This is a genomic window from Piscinibacter defluvii (assembly GCF_004011805.1).
GTDB lineage: Bacteria > Pseudomonadota > Gammaproteobacteria > Burkholderiales > Burkholderiaceae_C > Piscinibacter > Piscinibacter defluvii.
Genome location: NZ_RCHJ01000004.1, coordinates 40,503 through 57,082, shown reverse-complemented (window position 1 = coordinate 57,082; position 16,580 = coordinate 40,503). Strand labels below are relative to the sequence as shown.

The 16,580-nt window shown below is 70.1% G+C and carries 14 protein-coding genes; 13 read left to right on the top strand and 1 reads right to left on the bottom strand.

Annotated features, from left to right (window positions below; translation table 11 throughout):
* Position 1 precedes the first annotated feature (1 nt).
* From ligA to D9C15_RS12975, 9 genes are all read left to right on the top strand, one after another.
* Positions 2-376 carry a protocatechuate 4,5-dioxygenase subunit alpha gene (gene ligA / locus D9C15_RS13020; protein ID WP_127997880.1) on the top strand — a complete coding sequence of 125 codons (375 nt, stop codon included), beginning with the start codon at positions 2-4 and terminating at the stop codon, positions 374-376.
* Between the two features lies 1 nt (position 377).
* Entirely contained in the window at positions 378-1,244 is an 867-nt protein-coding gene (locus tag D9C15_RS13015) for a class III extradiol dioxygenase subunit beta (protein ID WP_127997879.1), read from the top strand.
* Positions 1,241-2,200, top strand: a complete 960-nt coding sequence (locus D9C15_RS13010; RefSeq protein WP_127997878.1) for a Gfo/Idh/MocA family oxidoreductase — start codon at positions 1,241-1,243, stop codon at positions 2,198-2,200. The genes D9C15_RS13015 and D9C15_RS13010 overlap by 4 nt, the downstream gene beginning before the upstream one ends.
* Positions 2,197-3,183, top strand: a complete 987-nt coding sequence (locus D9C15_RS13005; RefSeq protein ID WP_127997877.1) for an aldo/keto reductase — start codon at positions 2,197-2,199, stop codon at positions 3,181-3,183. Before D9C15_RS13010 ends, D9C15_RS13005 begins: the two co-directional genes overlap by 4 nt.
* 14 nt (positions 3,184-3,197) lie before the next feature.
* Positions 3,198-3,911: an alpha/beta fold hydrolase gene (locus D9C15_RS13000; protein ID WP_127997876.1), complete on the top strand. Its 714-nt coding sequence runs from the start codon at positions 3,198-3,200 to the stop codon at positions 3,909-3,911.
* 190 nt (positions 3,912-4,101) lie between these two features.
* The gene (locus D9C15_RS12995) at positions 4,102-4,830 is read left to right on the top strand and encodes a TorF family putative porin (RefSeq protein ID WP_127997875.1); all 729 of its coding nucleotides are present in this window, start codon (positions 4,102-4,104) and stop codon (positions 4,828-4,830) included.
* A 35-nt stretch (positions 4,831-4,865) separates the two neighbouring features.
* The gene (locus tag D9C15_RS12990) at positions 4,866-5,204 is read left to right on the top strand and encodes a P-II family nitrogen regulator (protein ID WP_127997874.1); all 339 of its coding nucleotides are present in this window, start codon (positions 4,866-4,868) and stop codon (positions 5,202-5,204) included.
* Positions 5,205-5,229: 25 nt separating this feature from the next.
* Complete coding sequence (locus D9C15_RS12980) at positions 5,230-6,720, top strand: ammonium transporter (RefSeq protein ID WP_240668398.1); 1,491 nt, start codon at positions 5,230-5,232, stop codon at positions 6,718-6,720.
* Between the two features lie 115 nt (positions 6,721-6,835).
* Complete coding sequence (locus tag D9C15_RS12975; RefSeq protein ID WP_127997872.1) at positions 6,836-7,420, top strand: YceI family protein; 585 nt, start codon at positions 6,836-6,838, stop codon at positions 7,418-7,420.
* 7 nt (positions 7,421-7,427) lie between these two features.
* Here the strand turns inward: D9C15_RS12975 and D9C15_RS12970 are convergent, their stop codons facing one another.
* Entirely contained in the window at positions 7,428-10,955 is a 3,528-nt protein-coding gene (locus D9C15_RS12970) for a hypothetical protein (protein WP_127997871.1), read from the bottom strand.
* Between the two features lie 148 nt (positions 10,956-11,103).
* Here D9C15_RS12970 and gshA point away from each other — a divergent pair, with 148 nt between their 5' ends.
* From gshA to D9C15_RS12950, 4 genes are all read left to right on the top strand, one after another.
* The gene (gene gshA / locus D9C15_RS12965) at positions 11,104-12,399 is read left to right on the top strand and encodes a glutamate--cysteine ligase (protein ID WP_127997870.1); all 1,296 of its coding nucleotides are present in this window, start codon (positions 11,104-11,106) and stop codon (positions 12,397-12,399) included.
* A gap of 77 nt (positions 12,400-12,476) precedes the next feature.
* On the top strand, positions 12,477-14,351 hold the full coding sequence (locus D9C15_RS12960) for a potassium transporter Kup (RefSeq protein WP_127997869.1): 1,875 nt from the start codon (positions 12,477-12,479) through the stop codon (positions 14,349-14,351).
* Positions 14,348-15,523, top strand: coding sequence for a benzoate/H(+) symporter BenE family transporter (locus D9C15_RS12955; protein WP_127997868.1), 1,176 nt, complete (start codon positions 14,348-14,350; stop codon positions 15,521-15,523). Before D9C15_RS12960 ends, D9C15_RS12955 begins: the two co-directional genes overlap by 4 nt.
* Before the next feature lie 10 nt (positions 15,524-15,533).
* Positions 15,534-16,523, top strand: coding sequence for a hypothetical protein (locus tag D9C15_RS12950; protein ID WP_127997867.1), 990 nt, complete (start codon positions 15,534-15,536; stop codon positions 16,521-16,523).
* The last annotated feature ends 57 nt before the right edge of the window (positions 16,524-16,580 follow it).

The following is a 16,580-nucleotide window of genomic DNA, read 5'->3' as shown; positions in this document are numbered from 1 at the left end:
GATGGCGCTGAACAAACCCTACAAGAACATCCCCGGCACGACGATCTTCGATGCCGAGCAGTCCCGCAAGGGCTACTGGCTGAACCAGTTCTGCATGTCGCTGATGAAGGCCGAAAACCGCACGCGCTTCAAGGCGGATGAACGCGCCTACCTCGACGAGTGGCCGATGAGCGAAGACCAGAAGCAGGCCGTGCTGGCGCGCGACCTGAACCGCTGCATCGCACTGGGCGGCAACATCTACTTCCTGGCCAAGATCGGCGCCACCGACGGCAGGAGTTTCCAGCAGATGGCCGGCAGCATGACCGGCATGAGCGAAGAGGAATACCGCAACATGATGATCAACGGCGGGCGTGATCCGCGCTGGGGCAGGAGCTGAGATGGCGCGCATCACCGCCTCCGTCTACACCAGCCACGTGCCGGCCATCGGCGTCGCGCTGGACCTCGGCAAGACGCACGAGCCGTACTGGCAGCCGCTGTTCAAGGGCTACGAGTTCTCCAAGCAGTGGATGAAGGAGAACAAGCCCGACGTGATCTTCCTCGTCTACAACGACCATGCAACGGCGTTCAGCCTGGAGCTGATCCCGACCTTCGCGATCGGCTGCGCGGCCGAGTACCAGCCGGCCGACGAGGGCTACGGCGCGCGCCCGGTGCCCAAGGTGATCGGCCACCCGGAGCTTGCCTCGCACATCGCGCAGAGCGTGATCCAGGACGACTTCGACCTGACCATCGTGAACAAGATGGACGTGGACCACGGCCTCACGGTGCCGCTCTCGCTGATGTGCGGCCAGCTGGACAAGGACACGGGGGCCTGGCCCTGCCCGGTGATCCCCTTCGCCGTCAACGTGGTGCAGTACCCGGTGCCTTCGGGCCGGCGCTGCTTCCAGCTCGGCCAGGCGATCCGCCGCGCGGTGGAGAGCTACGACGAGCCGCTGAACGTGCAGATCTGGGGCACCGGCGGCATGAGCCACCAGCTGCAGGGCCCGCGCGCCGGGCTGATCAACCGGGAATGGGACAACCGCTTCCTCGACCGGCTGATCGCCGAGCCGGCCGCGCTCGCGCAGGTGCCGCACCTCGAGTACGTCGAGGAGGCCGGCTCCGAGGGCATCGAGCTGGTGATGTGGCTGATCGCGCGCGGCGCGATGAGCGACGTCGCCGGCGGCCCGGCGCCGACCGTGGCGCACCGCTTCTACCACGTGCCCGCGAGCAACACGGCCGTCGGTCACCTCATCCTGGAGAACGCATGAGTTCCACCATCCGCGTCGCGCTGGCCGGTGCCGGCGCCTTCGGCATCAAGCACCTGGATGCCATCAAGAACATCGACGGCGTCCAGGTCACCTCGCTGATCAGCCGCGAGCTGGAGAAGACGAAGGAAGTGGCCGCCAAGTACGGCATCGGCCACTGCAGCACCGAGCTCGACGAGAGCCTCGCGCGCGGCGACGTCGATGCGGTGATCCTGTGCACGCCGACGCAGATGCACGCCTCGCAGGCGATCGCCTGCATGAAGGCCGGCAAGCACGTGCAGGCGGAGATTCCGCTGGCCGATTCGCTGCGCGACGCCTACGCCGTCGTGGCCGAGCAGCGGCGCACCGGGCTGGTGGCGATGTGCGGCCACACGCGCCGCTTCAACCCCAGCCACCAGTGGGTGCACAGGAAGATCGCCGCCGGCGAGTTCAACATCCAGCAGATGGACGTGCAGACCTACTTCTTCCGCCGCACGAACATGAACGCGCTCGGCCAGCCGCGCAGCTGGACCGACCACCTGCTCTGGCACCACGCCGCGCACACGGTGGACCTGTTCGCCTACCAGGCGCGCTCGCCGATCGTGAAGGCGAACGCGATCCAGGGGCCGATCCATCCGAACCTCGGCATCGCGATGGACATGAGCATCCAGCTCAAGGCCGCAAACGGGGCGATCTGCACCCTGAGCCTGTCGTTCAACAACGACGGCCCCCTGGGCACCTTCTTCCGCTACATCGGCGACAGCGGCACCTACATCGCGCGCTACGACGACCTCGTCAACGGCAAGGAGGAGAAGATCGACGTCTCCAAGGTGGCCGTGTCGATGAACGGCATCGAGCTGCAGGACCGCGAGTTCTTCGCGGCCATCCGCGAGGGCCGCGAGCCGAACGCGAGCGCGGCGCAGGTGCTGCCCTGCTACGAGGTGCTGCACGACCTCGAGCGGCAGCTCGCGCAGCAGTGAAGAATCGGACGCTCGGCCCCTTCGAGGTCGCCGAGATCGGCCTCGGCTGCATGAACCTGAGCCACGCCTACGGCGCGCCGCCGCCGGAGGAGGCGGCCCAGGCGCTGCTGCGGCATGCGCTCGACCGGGGTGTCACGCTGTTCGACACCGCGGCGCTGTACGGCTTCGGCGCCAACGAGGAGTTGGTCGGCCGCACCCTCGCGCCGCACCGACGCGAGTTCGTGCTGGCCAGCAAGTGCGGGCTGCACGGCGTCGAGGGCAAGCGTGTCGTCGACGGCCGGCCCGAGACGCTCCGGTGGAGCTGCGAGCTGAGCCTGAAGCGGCTGCGCACCGACCACATCGATCTCTTCTACCTGCACCGCTGGGACAAGAAGGTGCCGATCGAGGACAGCGTCGGCGCGCTGGCCGGGCTCGTGCGCGAAGGCAAGGTGCGTGCGATCGGGCTCTCGGAGGTCTCGGCCGCGACGCTGCGGCGCGCGCACGCGGTGCACCCGATCGCCGCGCTGCAGACCGAGTATTCGCTCTGGACACGCAACCCGGAGATTGCGGTGCTGGCGGCCTGTCGCGAGATCGGGGCCGCGTTCGTCGCCTTCAGCCCGCTCGGCCGCGGCTTCTTCGGCGGCGCGCTGCGCGAGGTCGCCGGCTTCGTGGCGGGTGACATCCGCTGCACCATGCCGCGCTTCGAGCCGGCGAACTACGCCGCCAACCTGAGGCTGCTCGACGGCTTCGAGGCCGTCGCGCGGCGCCTGGGCTGCAGCGACGCGCAGCTGGCGCTGGCCTGGCTGCTCGCGCGCGGCGAGCACGTGATCCCGATCCCCGGCACGACGCAACTCGCCCACCTGGAGGACAACCTCGGTGCGGCCGACGTCGCCCTCGACGCGGCCACCCTCGCCGAACTCGACGCGCTGATCAACGCCCGCACCGTGGTCGGCGGCCGCTACGACGCTGCCGCACAGGCCGGTGTCGACACGGAGGAGTTCTGAGCGCCGTCGAGACCCTGGTGCTGCTGCCGGGCCTGATGTGCGACGGCGCCGTCTGGGCCGACCAGGTGGCCGCGCTCGGCGCGGCGCGCACGGTCGTCGTGCCGACCTACGGCGAGCTCGATTCGCTGGGCGCGATGGCGGAGCACGTGCTCACCCTCGTGCCACCCGGCCGGCTGGCGGTCGCCGGCCATTCGATGGGTGGACGTGTGGCCTTCGAGATCCTGCGCCGCGCCCCCGAACGCGTGGCGCGGCTCGCGCTGCTCGACACCTCGTACCACCCGCTGCCCGAGGGCGATGCCGGCGAGCGCGAGCGCGCCGGCCGCCTGGCGCTGCTGGCCATCGCACGCGAGCAGGGTATGCGGGCGATGGCGCGTGAATGGGCCCAGGGCATGCTGCACCCGAGCCGGCTCGGCACGCCGCTGTTCGAGGCGGTGCTGGACATGTTCGAGCGCCGCACGCCGGTGCAGTTCGCGGCCCAGATCGAGGCGCTGCTGTCCCGCCCGGACGCCACGGCGCTGCTCGGCCAGATCCGCGTGCCCACCCTGCTGCTGTGCGGCCGCGAGGACGGCTGGAGCCCGCCGGCGCGCCACGAATTCATGCAGGCGCACATCGCGGGGGCGCGCCTGGTCGTGCTCGAGCGCTGCGGCCACATGAGCACGATGGAGCAGCCGGCGGCGGTGACGGCCGCGCTGGCACGCTGGCTGGCCGACCCTCTCCAGACCGCCTGAACCCGGCACGCGCCCGCCCGGGCGCACCATGCCGGTGATCTGCCGATCGATGCACCGAAACGGGGCGTCGCCGCGGGGCCGCCAGGCCGTGCACACGCGTCCCAGATGCGCAGACACCGTGGCGGGCTGTGGCACAGAAGCTGCAGAAGGTGGGGCAAGACACCCATCCCATCAACCGGAGTCACCCACGATGAAACGGCTTCTCCTTGCCCTGTCTGCGCTCGCATTCGGCATCTCCCCCGCGTTCGCCGACGATGGTCTGACCGCCAACGTGTCGCTGGTCACCAAGTACAAGTACCGCGGCCAGGACCAGAGCGACACCACCAAGCAGGCCGTGCCCGCCATCCAGGGCGGCTTCGACTACACGCTGGGCGGCTTCTACCTCGGGAACTGGAACTCCTCGATCGGCTTCGCCAACGGCACCGAGATGGACTTCTACGGCGGCTACAAGGGCGAGATCGCCAAGGACCTCGGCTACGACGTCGGCCTGCTGCAGTACTACTACCCGGGCAGCGGCTCGTCGGCGGCCAACACCACCGAGCTGTACGGCGGCATCAGCTGGAGCTTCCTGAGCGCCAAGTACTACCACGTGGTCTCGAAGGACTACTTCGGCCTCGGCGACGCGACCGGCACCGACGTCAAGGGCCGCAACACCGGCTACCTCGACCTGTCGGCCAACTACCCGATCGTCGAGGGCCTGACGCTGAACGCGCATGTCGGCTTCACGCGCCTGAACGGCGACCTGAAGGATGCCAACCCCGGTGTCTACGTGAACTACACCGACTACAAGCTCGGCGCGACCTACGACCTCGGCAAGGGCCTCTCGGTGGCCGGCGCGGTGGTCGGCGCCACCAAGAAGGACGCCTGGGGCGACGCCAACAAGGCGCGCCTCATCGTGTCGCTCAGCAAGGCGATGTGATCGCCACCACCCGCAACTTCCGTTAGGGGAACTCCATGAAGATGGTGACCGCGATCGTCAAGCCGTTCAAGCTCGACGAAGTGCGCGAAGCCCTCAGCGCCATTGGCGTGCAGGGCATCACGGTGACCGAAGTGAAAGGCTTCGGTCGCCAGAAGGGCCACACCGAGCTGTACCGGGGGGCGGAGTACGTCGTCGACTTCCTGCCGAAGGTGAAGATCGAGGCAGCGGTGGACGACGCGATCGTGGACCGTGTCATCGAGGCCATCGAGGGCGCGGCACGCACCGGCAAGATCGGCGACGGCAAGGTATTCGTGTCGTCGCTGGAACAGGTCGTCCGCATCCGCACGGGCGAGACCGGCAAGGACGCGCTCTGAGCGCAGAGGGACTCAAGAGACAACCATGAAGAAACTACTTGCATGCCTCGCCCTGGGCCTCGCGGCCCTGGGCTTCTCCGGGAGTACCTGGGCGCAGGCCGCGTCGGCGCCCGAGGTGGCGGCCTCCGCCGCCGCGGCACCCGCCGAGGCGGCCTCCGCCGCCGAAGCCGCCCCGGCCGCCGCCGCGCCGGTGGCCAACAAGGGCGACGTGGCCTGGATGGTGGTGGCCACGCTGCTCGTGATCATGATGACGGTGCCCGGCCTCGCCCTGTTCTACGGCGGCCTGGTGCGCAGCAAGAACATGCTGTCCGTGCTGATGCAGGTGATGGTCACGTTCTCGCTGATCGTCGTGCTGTGGTTCATCTACGGCTACAGCCTCGCGTTCACCGAGGGCAACGCCTACATCGGCGGCTTCGACCGGCTGTTCATGAAGGGCCTGTTCGATCCGGCCGCGGGCACCTTCGCGATGGGCGCCACGTTCAGCAAGGGTGTCTACATCCCCGAGCTGCTGTTCGCGGCCTTCCAGGCCACCTTCGCCGGCATCACCTGCTGCCTGATCGTCGGCGCCTTCGCCGAGCGCATCAAGTTCTCGGCCGTGCTGCTGTTCATGGTGCTGTGGTTCACCTTCAGCTATGCGCCGATCGCGCACATGGTCTGGTACTGGATGGGCCCGGATGCCTACAGCGCGGCAGGCGTCGTCGACGAGATGAACGGCAAGGCCGGCCTGATCTGGCAATGGGGCGCGCTCGACTTCGCCGGCGGCACCGTGGTGCACATCAACGCCGCCGTCGCGGGCCTGGTCGGTGCGTACATGATCGGCAAGCGGGTCGGCTACGGCAAGGAGGCGTTCACGCCGCACTCGCTGACGCTGACCATGGTCGGTGCCTCGCTGCTGTGGGTGGGCTGGTTCGGCTTCAACGCCGGCTCGGCGCTCGAAGCCAGCAACAGCGCCGTGCTCGCCTTCGCCAACACCTTCTCGGCCACGGCCGGCGCGGTGCTGGCCTGGTGCATCGGCGAGACGCTGATGAAGGGCAAGGCCTCGATGCTGGGTGCCGCCTCGGGCGCGGTGGCCGGCCTGGTGGCGATCACCCCGGCGGCCGGCAACGTCGGCCTGATGGGCGCGATCGTGATCGGCTTCGCCGCCGGCTTCGCCTGCCTGTGGGGCGTCAACGGCCTGAAGAAGATGCTCGGTGCGGACGACTCGCTGGACGTGTTCGGCGTGCACGGCGTGGGCGGCATCGTCGGCGCCCTGCTGACCGGCGTGTTCAACACCCAGTCGCTCGGCGGCCCGGGCCTGGTGACCGACTGGGTCACCGCCACGGTCGGCTCCAACGCCATCGGCGCGCAGGTGTGGATCCAGCTCAAGGCCGTGCTGCTGACCATCGTCTGGTCGGGTGTGGTCTCGCTGGTGGCCTACAAGATCGTCGACCTGGTCATCGGCCTGCGGGTGCCGGAAGACGAGGAACGCGAGGGTCTGGACATCACCTCGCACGGCGAGACGGCGTACCACAACTGATACGCTGCTTGTGCCAGGGGAAGGGCTGCCGCGAGGCGGCCCTTTTTCTTGTCGGGCGCGTCCGCCGCCGTGGCCGCCTCGTAGGTCCGGGCAAGAACACCCCGAGGAGTGCGCCATGCGAACCCTGCTGACCCTGGCCATCGCGCTGATCGGCGCGGCCGCCGCCCCCGCCGCGCCCGCCCAGGCGCTCGCCTACACCGTCGACCCGGCCCACACGCGGGTGCACTGGGAGGTGAAGCACTTCGGCACCTCCACGCAGCGTGGCCGCTTCGCCGCGGTGGACGCCCGCATCGTGCTGGACCGCGCGCAGCGCCGTGGCGAGCTCTCGGTGACGATCGACACCCGGGTGGTCGACAGCGGCGTGCCGGCGCTCGACAGCATGCTGCGCGGCGCCTCCTTCCTGGCTGCCGAGCAGCATCCGCAGGCCTGGTTCGTGGCCAGCAGCCTGGAGTTCGACGGCGACCGGCTGGTTGGTGCGCGCGGCGAGTTCACGCTGCGCGGCGTCTCGCGGCCGCTGCACCTGCGCGCGCTGCGCTTCGCCTGCCGCGAGGACGCCGGCCGCGAGGTCTGCGGTGGCGACTTCGAGGCCGAGTTCCGCCGCAGCGACCACGGCATCACCTTCGGCCTGCCCTTCGTCGGCGACGCGGTGCGCCTGACGATCCAGGTCGAGGCGGCTCCCGCGGGCGCCTCGCCCGCCTGAACCCGGCTCAGGCCTTCGGCGGCATGCCCTTCGGGTACAGGGCGAGGCCTTCCGCGTAGGCCTTGGCAGCCGCCTCGTAGTCCTCGATGGCGACGTGGCCGTAGGCCTCCAGGTCCTCCACGTTGCCGGGCTTGACCTTCTTCTCGAAGCCGTCCGCGCTCTTCAGCTTGGCGGTGCCGCGGTTGTGTGCGTCGACGGCCGCCGCCTTGCGCTCGTGCCGGATCCAGGCGTAGAGCCGGTTGCCCGCGCCGTGCGCCCGGTTCTTGGCCGCCGGCAGGCGCCCGGCGATGCCCTGCGCGCCGGCCTCGCGCTTCTTCTGCAGTTCCTTGTGGGCCTCGCCGAGCGGATCCGCCACGGCGGGCGGCGGCGCGGGCGGCGCAGGCTTCCTGCGCTTGTCGGCGGTCTCGGGCTGTGCGGCGCTCGCCGCTCCGGGCGCCTGGCCCTTGTAGGCCCGCTCGAAGCGCGCCCGGTCGGGCTTGTACTTCCAGTAGATGTCCTTGCCGAAGCCGTTCTCCTGGGCGAGCGCGGCCATCTCGTCGTAGTCCTTGTCCCACAGCGTGTAGATGCCACGCAGCTCGTTGATCAGCGTGGTGTTGTCGATGGTCTCCGACAGGTTCGGCTTGCCGCTCTTCAGGAAGCCGGCCTCGAAGGTCTTCTCGATCTTCGCGAAGATCTCGTGCTCGCTGTGCTGGTAGCGCTGGCAGTTCGACAGCAGGCCGTTGTACTTGTCGACCTTCTCCTTCACCGACAGCTCGTCGGCCTTGCCGCCGCCGGCCACGCGCAGCGCGGCCTGCACCTTGTCCTTGCGCGTGTTGATCGACGACAGCATCTCGGCCTTGGTGCGCGCGTTGGTGAACTCGGTGCTGGAGACCGCCGCATACAGCGAGTCGAGCTCGCGCAGCAGCTCTTGCCCCTTGGCCGCCGCCTTGGCCGCGTCGCCCTTGGCCAGCTCGGCGACGGCGGCCTCCGAGGCGGCGATCACGGTCGCCTCGTAGCTCGCCTTGCGTGCCGCCAGGCCGCCGGGAAACTCGTAGCGGGCGCCACCGGACATGTCGCCCGCGGTCGGCCGCAGTGCCGAGTCGATCACATGGCCGCGGCCGCTGCTGTCGGCGCCGACGAAGCGCGCGAGCTGCTCGGCCACGACCGCCTTCGCGCCGCCGGCCGCCTTGATCTTGCGGCCGGCCTTGGCCCAGTCCTCCAGCTCGCGCGGGCTGCGGCAGGCCGCCATCCACTTGTTCCAGCTGGTGCAGGCGAGGTGGCCCAGGTACTCCAGGTCGCCGCCCTGCAGCGCGATGCCGCTCACGTCGGTGCGGTCGGTGTCCTCGGCCTCCTGGCCGCCGGTGGCCTTGGCGAGCGCGCCGGCGTCCTTCTTCCCGCCGCCGGCGAAGGGCACGTTGGCCTCCAGCCACTTGACCGTGTCGGTGGACTTGTCGGTGCGGTTCACGTCCAGCGCGGCATTGCCGTCGCCGTCGAGCCGGGCGGTGGCCTGCTCCTTGGACGAGGCGCCGACCTTGTACTTCCCGACGCCCACCTCCATGCCACCCTCGCTGCCGCCGGTGACGGTCTTCTGCTTCAGCTTGCCGTCCTTGTCGGTCACCTCGGTCTGGCCCACGCCATGGCCGAAGCCCATGCTGACCTTGGCGCCGCCGAGGCCCACCCCGACGCTCTGCTTCTGATCGTCCTGCACCGATCGGGTCTTCTCCTGCACCGTCTCCGGGTGCGCCTTGGCAAAGGCATCCAGCTCGGCCTGGCTGCGGCAGGCCGCCAGCGCAGCCTGCAGCGCCGCGGCGTCCTTCGCCTTCGGGTCGATGCGGATCCGGTAGCCGGTCGATGTGCTGTGGGTGCTCGAGTGGCCGAAACTGCCCTCCACGGCGCCGGCGCTGACCGTGCCGCCGATCGAACCCTTGCGCGTGTCGCCGTGCTTCGCGTCGTAGCTCAGCGCGCCGTCCTTCTCCTTGGTGACCTTGAGCGACTCGTCGTGGCCGTGCTCGCGGCCGAGTTCGACGCCCACGCCGATGCCGCCGCCCTTGACGCCGGCGCTGACCTTGCCCCCGGCCTGCGTCTGACGGCCCACCTCGACCGATTCGCCTTCCTTCAGCTTGTCGGCCTCCCCGGGCGCGAGCGCCTTGCCCGAGGCGCCGAGGTAGAGCGCGCGCGCCGCGTCCCAGCCCTTGGCCAGGCCGCAGCGGATGATCGCGAACTCCTTCTGCGTGCCGCCGCCGGTCTTCAGCGCGGCGACATAGGCCTGCGCCTGCGTGGCATCGAGACGGTGGCTGGTGTTGAGGAAGACACGTTCGCCCGCGCTGACGCTGGCGCCCACCGTGCCGCGCGTGCGTTCCTCGTCGCCCTTGGCCGGTTCCTTGTCGTAGCCGGCCGACCGGCCGACGCGCACGCCGAGGTCGACCTTCAGCACCACGTCGTACAGCGCCGGGTCGCTGTCGGGCACGGGCACCACGTTGCACAGGATGTTCGCGCTCAGGCCGGCCACGGCGCCCGTCTTCAGGCCGTTGGCGCCGCGCGTCTCGGTCCGGCCCTCGTGATCGGTGTAGGCGCCGAGGCCGTCCTTGCCGGCGACGATGCCGCCCTTGTGGGTGCGGCTGTCGGTGGTCTGGTTGCCGGCGGCGTCCTTGCTCGTGACGCTGGCGCTGCGCGTGACGCCGGCCTTGCCGTCGCCGCGTTCGACCGACGCGCCACGGGTGTGCGTGGTCTGCGAGCCGTCGGCCGCGGTGACGGTCTTGCTGTCGACGATGCTCGCGCCGCCCGGCCCGGCCTTGACACTGCGCTTGACCTCGGTGCTGCGTGTCTGGCCGTCCTTCTCGGTCTCGTGCTTGGCGCTGCGGTCGAAGGCGAGGCCGTCCGTCGAGACGGTGCTGGTGGCGCTCTTCGTGCCGGTCGTGCGGCCGTCGGCCGTGACGGTCGTGCGGGTGGTCTTGTTGTCCTGCGTCAGGCTGCCCGCGCCGACGCGGGTGCTCGAGCTCTGCACCTTCGTGGTCGCCTTGCCGTCGGCATAACTCGTCTCGGTGCGGGTGGTCTTGTTCTCGGTGCGCTTCTTCTCGAACTCGCCATCGTGCCGGTCGACCTCCACCGCCCTGGCCACGCCCGCCGCGGACTTCTGGCGCGCCAGGATCTGCGTGAAGCGGTCGCGCGAGGTGGCTGGATCGTCCAGCGCCTTCAGGTCCGCGTCGAGCTGCTTGAGCTCGCGCTCGAAGCCGCCGATGTGCTGGCCGAGCTGCTTCTTCTTGGCCTCGAGTTCGGACTTCCGGTCGGCCGGCGCGGCGGCGATCTTCTCCTCCAGCCGGGCGAGCGACTCGCTGGCCGTCCGCAGCTGGTCGCGCACGCTGCGCTCGCGCAGCTGCATCGGTCCGCGCAGCTCGTTGGCCACGGCCTTGGGGTCGGCATCGCGCACCGGGACGGCGCGCGCCTGGCCGTCCTTGACCTCGACCCCCTGGCTGGCCGTCACGTCCAGCACGGGCATGGCCTGCACCGCGGGCCCGGCCGGGCGCGGGGGCAGCTTGAGAACTTGCAGGAGGCTCATCGGCGGGCTCCGGGCTGCGGGGAGGCGGCGAAACTACCACCGCGGCGGGCCGCCGTGCACCCCCTTGCGAAGCGGCCCGCCACCCCAACTTCATAGAATCCGGATCTCGCCCGCGCCGTCGTGCGCTTCCAACCCGTCGGGCCCCGCCATGGTTCCTCACCTCATCACCGCCCTGACCGGCCCGATCAACGAACTCGAGCAGCGCATCCTCGAATCGCTGCCGGCCATCGAACGCTGGTTCCGGCTCGAGTGGATGGAACACACGCCGCCGTTCTACACCTCGGTGGACGTGCGCAATGCCGGCTTCAAGCTGGCGCCGGTGGACACCAACCTGTTCCCGGGCGGCTTCAACAACCTCACCGAGGAGATGCTGCCGCTGGCGGTGCAGGCGGCGATGGCGGCGATCGAGAAGATCTGCCCCGAGGCCAAGAACCTGCTGCTGATCCCGGAGAAGCACACCCGCAACACGTTCTACCTGACCAACGTGCAGCGGCTGATGCAGATCTTCACCCAGGCCGGGCTGAACGTGCGCCTGGGCACGCTGGACGAGGCCATCAAGGAGCCCACCGAGATCGCCCTGCCCGACGGCTCGGCGCTGAAGGTCGAGCCGCTGGTGCGCACGCGCGGCCGCCTCGGGCTGAAGGACTTCGACCCCTGCACCATCCTGCTCAACAACGACCTCTCGGCCGGCATCCCCAAGGTGCTCGAGGGCCTGCACGAGCAGTACCTGCTGCCGCCGCTGCATGCCGGCTGGGCGATCCGGCGCAAGACCAACCACTTCCAGGCCTACGAGGAAGTGGCCAAGAAGTTCGCCAAGCTGCTGGGCATGGACCCGTGGCTGATCAACCCGCTGTTCGCGCGCTGTGGCGAGGTCAACTTCAGCGACGGCACCGGCGCCGAATGCCTGATGAGCAACGCCGAGGCGCTGCTGGCCAAGATCCGCCGCAAGTACAAGGAATACGGCATCAACGAGAAGCCGTTCATCATCGTCAAGGCCGACGCCGGCACCTACGGCATGGGCATCATGACCGTGCGCGACCCGAAGGACCTGGCCGAGCTGAACCGCAAGACGCGCAACAAGATGAGCGTCATCAAGGACGGTCAGGAGGTCAGCGAGGTCATCCTGCAGGAAGGCGTGCCGACCTACGAGCGCGTCAACGACGCGGTGGCCGAGCCGGTGGTCTACATGATCGACCGCTACGTGGTCGGCGGCTTCTACCGCGTCAACGCCGAACGCGGCATCGACGAGAACCTCAATTCGCCCGGGGCCAGCTTCGTGCCGCTGGCCTTCGCCGAATCGGGCCACCTGCCGCGCCCGGGGGTCAAGCCCGGGGCGAGCGCGCCGAACCGCTTCTACATGTACGGCGTGATCGCGCGCCTGGCGATGGTGGCGGCGAGCTACGAGCTGGAAGCGACCGACCCGGACGCCGAGATCTACGAATAGCCCCGCTGCGGCTGACGTAGGATAGGCGCTCCGAAGAAACCGCCGGATCGGGCCCTGCGGCCCGCTACCGGTCGCTCGTGAGTTCACCCCGCCACCAGTCCAGCCTCGCGGCCCTGACGCTCGCAGCCATCGGTGTCGTCTACGGCGACATCGGCACCAGCCCGCTGTATGCGTTCAAGGAAGTGTTCGCGCACGGCCACGTGCCGCTGTCGGCGGAGAACATCTTCGGCGTGCTGTCGCTGATGTTCTGGACGCTGACCGTCGTCGTCTCGCTCAAGTACGTGGTGCTGATCCTGCGTGCCGACAACAACGGCGAGGGCGGCCTGATCGCGATGCTCGCGCTGGCCTCGCAGGCGGTGCGCGACAAGCCGGTGCTGCACGGCCGGCTGATGCTGCTGGGCATCTTCGGCACCGCGATCTTCTTCGGCGACGGCGTCATCACGCCGGCCATCTCGGTGCTCTCGGCGGTCGAGGGCCTGGAGGTGGCGGCGCCGGGCCTGCACGCCTACGTCGTGCCGGTCACGCTGGTGGTGCTGACGCTGCTGTTCATGGTGCAGCGCCACGGCACGGCGAGCGTCGGGCGCTTCTTCGGGCCGGTGACGGCGATCTGGTTCCTCGTGCTGGCGGTGCTCGGCGCGGTGCACATCGTGCGCAACCCGGCCATCCTGGCGGCGCTCGGCCCGCAGTACGCGATCGAGTTCCTCACCGCGCACCCGAAGATCGCCTTCGTCGCGCTCGGTTCGGTGGTGCTGTGTGTCACCGGTGCCGAGGCGCTCTACGCCGACATGGGCCACTTCGGCAAGCGCCCGATCCGGCTGGCCTGGTTCAGCCTGGTGATGCCGGCCCTGGTGATCAACTACTTCGGCCAGGGCGCGATGCTGCTCGCCCACCCGGAGAACGCGAAGAACCCGTTCTACGAGATGGCGCCGACCTGGGCGCTGTACCCGCTGATCGCGCTGGCCACCGCCGCCACGGTGATCGCCTCGCAGGCGCTCATCACCGCGGCCTTCTCGGTCACCAAGCAGGCCACGCAGCTCGGCTACCTGCCGCGCATGCGCGTGCTGCACACCTCGGTGAAGGACACCGGCCAGATCTACCTGCCGTCGGTCAACTGGGGGCTGTACGTCTGCATCGTGCTGGCGGTGGTGCTGTTCCGCTCGTCCAGCAACCTGGCCGCGGCCTACGGCATCGCGGTGACCATCGACATGCTGATCACGACCACGATGACCTTCTTCGTGATCCGCTACGGCTGGAAGTACCCCTGGTGGCTGTGCGTCGGCGCGACCGGCTTCTTCTTCCTGGTCGACTTCACCTACTTCGCCGCCAATGTCGTGAAGGTGGTCGACGGCGGCTGGTTCCCGATCGTCATCGGCGCGGCGATGTTCGTGCTGCTGATGACCTGGAAGCAGGGCCGCAGGCTGATGACGGTGCGGCTGCGCGAGGACGCGATCGACCTGAAGAGCTTCCTCGAGGCGGTGTTCGTCAGCCCGCCGGCGCGTGTGCAGGGCACCGCGGTGTTCCTGGTGGCCGACCAGGGCATGACACCCAACGCGCTGCTGCACAACCTGAAGCACAACAAGGTGCTGCACGAGACCAACCTGTTCGTCACCGTGCGCCACCACGAGGTGCCGTGGATCGGCTTCGACAAGCGTTGCGAGATCGAGCCGCTCGGCCACGACTGCTGGCAGGTGACGCTGCACTTCGGCTTCAAGAACGACCCCGACGTGCCCGAGGCGCTCGAGCTGCTCAAGGGCCGCGGCGTGCAGCTCGAGGACATGGAGACGAGCTACTTCCTCTCGCGCGACATCGTCATCCCGACCATCGGCGCCGGCATGTCCGCCTGGCGCGAGAAGCTGTTCGCCAGCATGCACCGCAACGCCGCCGCGGCGGCCGACTTCCTGAACCTGCCGACGAACCGGGTCGTCGAGCTCGGCGCGAAGGTCGAGATTTGAGCTCGTTCCTGCGCGACCTGTCGCTCTCGGCAGCGACGGCCGGCTTCGTCGCCGTGCTCGTCGGCTTCACGAGCTCGGTGGCGATCGTCTTCTCCGCCGCCACGGCGCTGGGCGCCACGCCGGCGCAGACCGCCTCCTGGATGTGGGCGCTCGGCCTGGGCATGGGGCTGTGCTCGGCGCTGCCCTCCCTGTGGCTGAAGAAGCCGGTGATGGTGGCCTGGAGCACGCCCGGCGCCGCGGTCCTGGCCACCGCGGCGGCGAGCGGCGGCTTCACGATGGAACAGGCGGTCGGCGCCTTCGTGCTGTGCGCGCTGCTGATCACGCTGGCCGGCGCCACCGGCGCGTTCGAGCGCGTGATGGACCGCATCCCGATGCCGATCGCCAGCGCGCTGCTGGCCGGCGTGCTGGCGCGCTTCGGGCTGGACGCCTTCGTCGCGCTGCGGTCGGACTTCGGCCTGGTGCTGACCATGCTGCTGGTCTACCTGGTCGGCCGGCGCGCCTGGCCGCGTTACGCGGTGCCGGTGGTGCTGGCCGCCGGAACGCTGTTCGCGACGCTGCAGGGCCGGCTGCAGCTGCAGGGCGTGAGCCTGGCGTTGACCGTGCCGCAGTGGGTGACGCCCGAGTTCACCCTCGGCGCCGCGGTCAGCCTGGCGCTGCCGCTGTTCGTCGTCACCATGGCCTCGCAGAACCTGCCGGGCGTGGCGGCGATCCGCGCCGCCGGCTACACGATGCCGATCTCCAGGATCATCACGCTCACCGGCGCGGCCACGCTGCTGCTCGCGCCCTTCGGCGCCTTCGCGCTGAATCTCTCGGCCATCACGGCGGCGATCTGCATGGGCCGCGAGGCGCACGAGGACCCGGCGCGCCGCTACACCGCGGCGGTGAGCTGCGGCGCCATCTACGTCGTGATCGGCCTGTTCGGCGCCGCGGTGGCCGGCGTGCTGACCGCCTTCCCGCGCGAACTGGTGGTGGCCATCGCCGGGCTGGCGCTGCTCGGGAGCATCGGCGGCGGGCTGGCCGCGGCGCTGAAGGACGAACACCACCGCGAGGCCGCGCTGATCACCTTCCTCGTCACGCTGTCCGGACTCAGCCTCTGGGGCATCGGCTCGGCGTTCTGGGGCGTGGTGGCGGGCACGTTGGCCCTGATCGTGCAGGGCGTGCGCCGACCGTAGACTGCAGCGCATGAGCGACGACCCGACCCGCACGCTGGAATGGGACAGCGGGCGCGCCGAGCTGCAGCGGCTCGGCGCGATGCTCGGCCCGGTCTGGTTCAGTGCCGACGGCCACCCCGACTTCGCGCCGCTGCAGGTGGCGCCCTGGCATGCCGAGCCGGGCGCGGCGGCGCTGCCCGGCATCCTGCGCCGGCTGCGCGGCGACTGGCCCTGCGTGCCCTTCGGCCGCACCGACCGGCCCGCCGGCCTGGGCGACGACTGGCCGGCGCGCGACCCGGGTGATGCCTGGGGGCACGGCTACGCGTCCAACCACCCCTGGGACTGGCTCGAGACCGACGACCCGCACGCCCTCGCGCTGGCCATCGAGCCGCCCGGGCCGGTGCGGCGCATGACACGCGTGGTCGAGGTCGAGCCGTACACGCGCGCCCTGCGCATGACGCTGGTGATCGAGGCGCGCGAGCCCTGCACCCTGCCGATCGCGCTGCACCCGACGCTGCGCCTGGACCTCGGCTCGGTGCGCCTCGCGCTGCCTGCGTACGAAGGGGGTGTGGTCTACCCGGTGCCGGCCGAGCCGGGCGTCTCGCTTCTGGCGCCCGACGCGCGCTTCGAGCGGCTCGACCAGGTGCCGCTCGCCGCCGGCGGCACGCAGGACCTGACGCGCTACCCGCTCGCGATCGACACCGAGGAACTGCTGCAACTGCGCGAGGTCGACGGCCCCGTCGCGCTGCACTACGTCGACGCCGGCTGGACCCTGCTGCTCGACTGGGACCACCGCGTGCTGCCCGACCTGATGCTGTGGGTCAGCCACCGCGGCCGCGCCTACCCGCCCTGGAGCGGCCGGCATCTCGCGCTCGGCGTCGAGCCGGTGCGCGGCGTGTTCGACCTCGGACGGATCGCCGTGCCGCCGTCGGACCACCCGCTGGCCGACCGTCGCGGCCTGATGCTGCACCCCGACGAGCCGTTCATCCTGCGCCACCGCCTCAGCGCCCATCCGGCATGATGTCGACCCCTCGTCCGGCGAGTACGCCGGCCGATCCCCCGAGGGGATGCGGGCCGG

Bases quoted from the DNA above. Each gene is read 5' to 3' on its own strand.
- D9C15_RS13015 (WP_127997879.1), top strand. From the start codon at position 378: ATGGCGCGCATCACCGCCTCCGTCTACACCAGCCACGTGCCGGCCATC.
- D9C15_RS12975 (WP_127997872.1), top strand. From the start codon at position 6,836: ATGCGAACCCTGCTGACCCTGGCCATCGCGCTGATCGGCGCGGCCGCC.
- D9C15_RS12970 (WP_127997871.1), bottom strand. From the start codon at position 10,955: ATGAGCCTCCTGCAAGTTCTCAAGCTGCCCCCGCGCCCGGCCGGGCCC.
- D9C15_RS12980 (WP_240668398.1), top strand. From the start codon at position 5,230: ATGAAGAAACTACTTGCATGCCTCGCCCTGGGCCTCGCGGCCCTGGGC.
- gshA (WP_127997870.1), top strand. From the start codon at position 11,104: ATGGTTCCTCACCTCATCACCGCCCTGACCGGCCCGATCAACGAACTC.
- D9C15_RS12995 (WP_127997875.1), top strand. From the start codon at position 4,102: ATGAAACGGCTTCTCCTTGCCCTGTCTGCGCTCGCATTCGGCATCTCC.
- D9C15_RS13010 (WP_127997878.1), top strand. From the start codon at position 1,241: ATGAGTTCCACCATCCGCGTCGCGCTGGCCGGTGCCGGCGCCTTCGGC.
- D9C15_RS12950 (WP_127997867.1), top strand. From the start codon at position 15,534: ATGAGCGACGACCCGACCCGCACGCTGGAATGGGACAGCGGGCGCGCC.
- ligA (WP_127997880.1), top strand. From the start codon at position 2: ATGGCGCTGAACAAACCCTACAAGAACATCCCCGGCACGACGATCTTC.
- D9C15_RS12990 (WP_127997874.1), top strand. From the start codon at position 4,866: ATGAAGATGGTGACCGCGATCGTCAAGCCGTTCAAGCTCGACGAAGTG.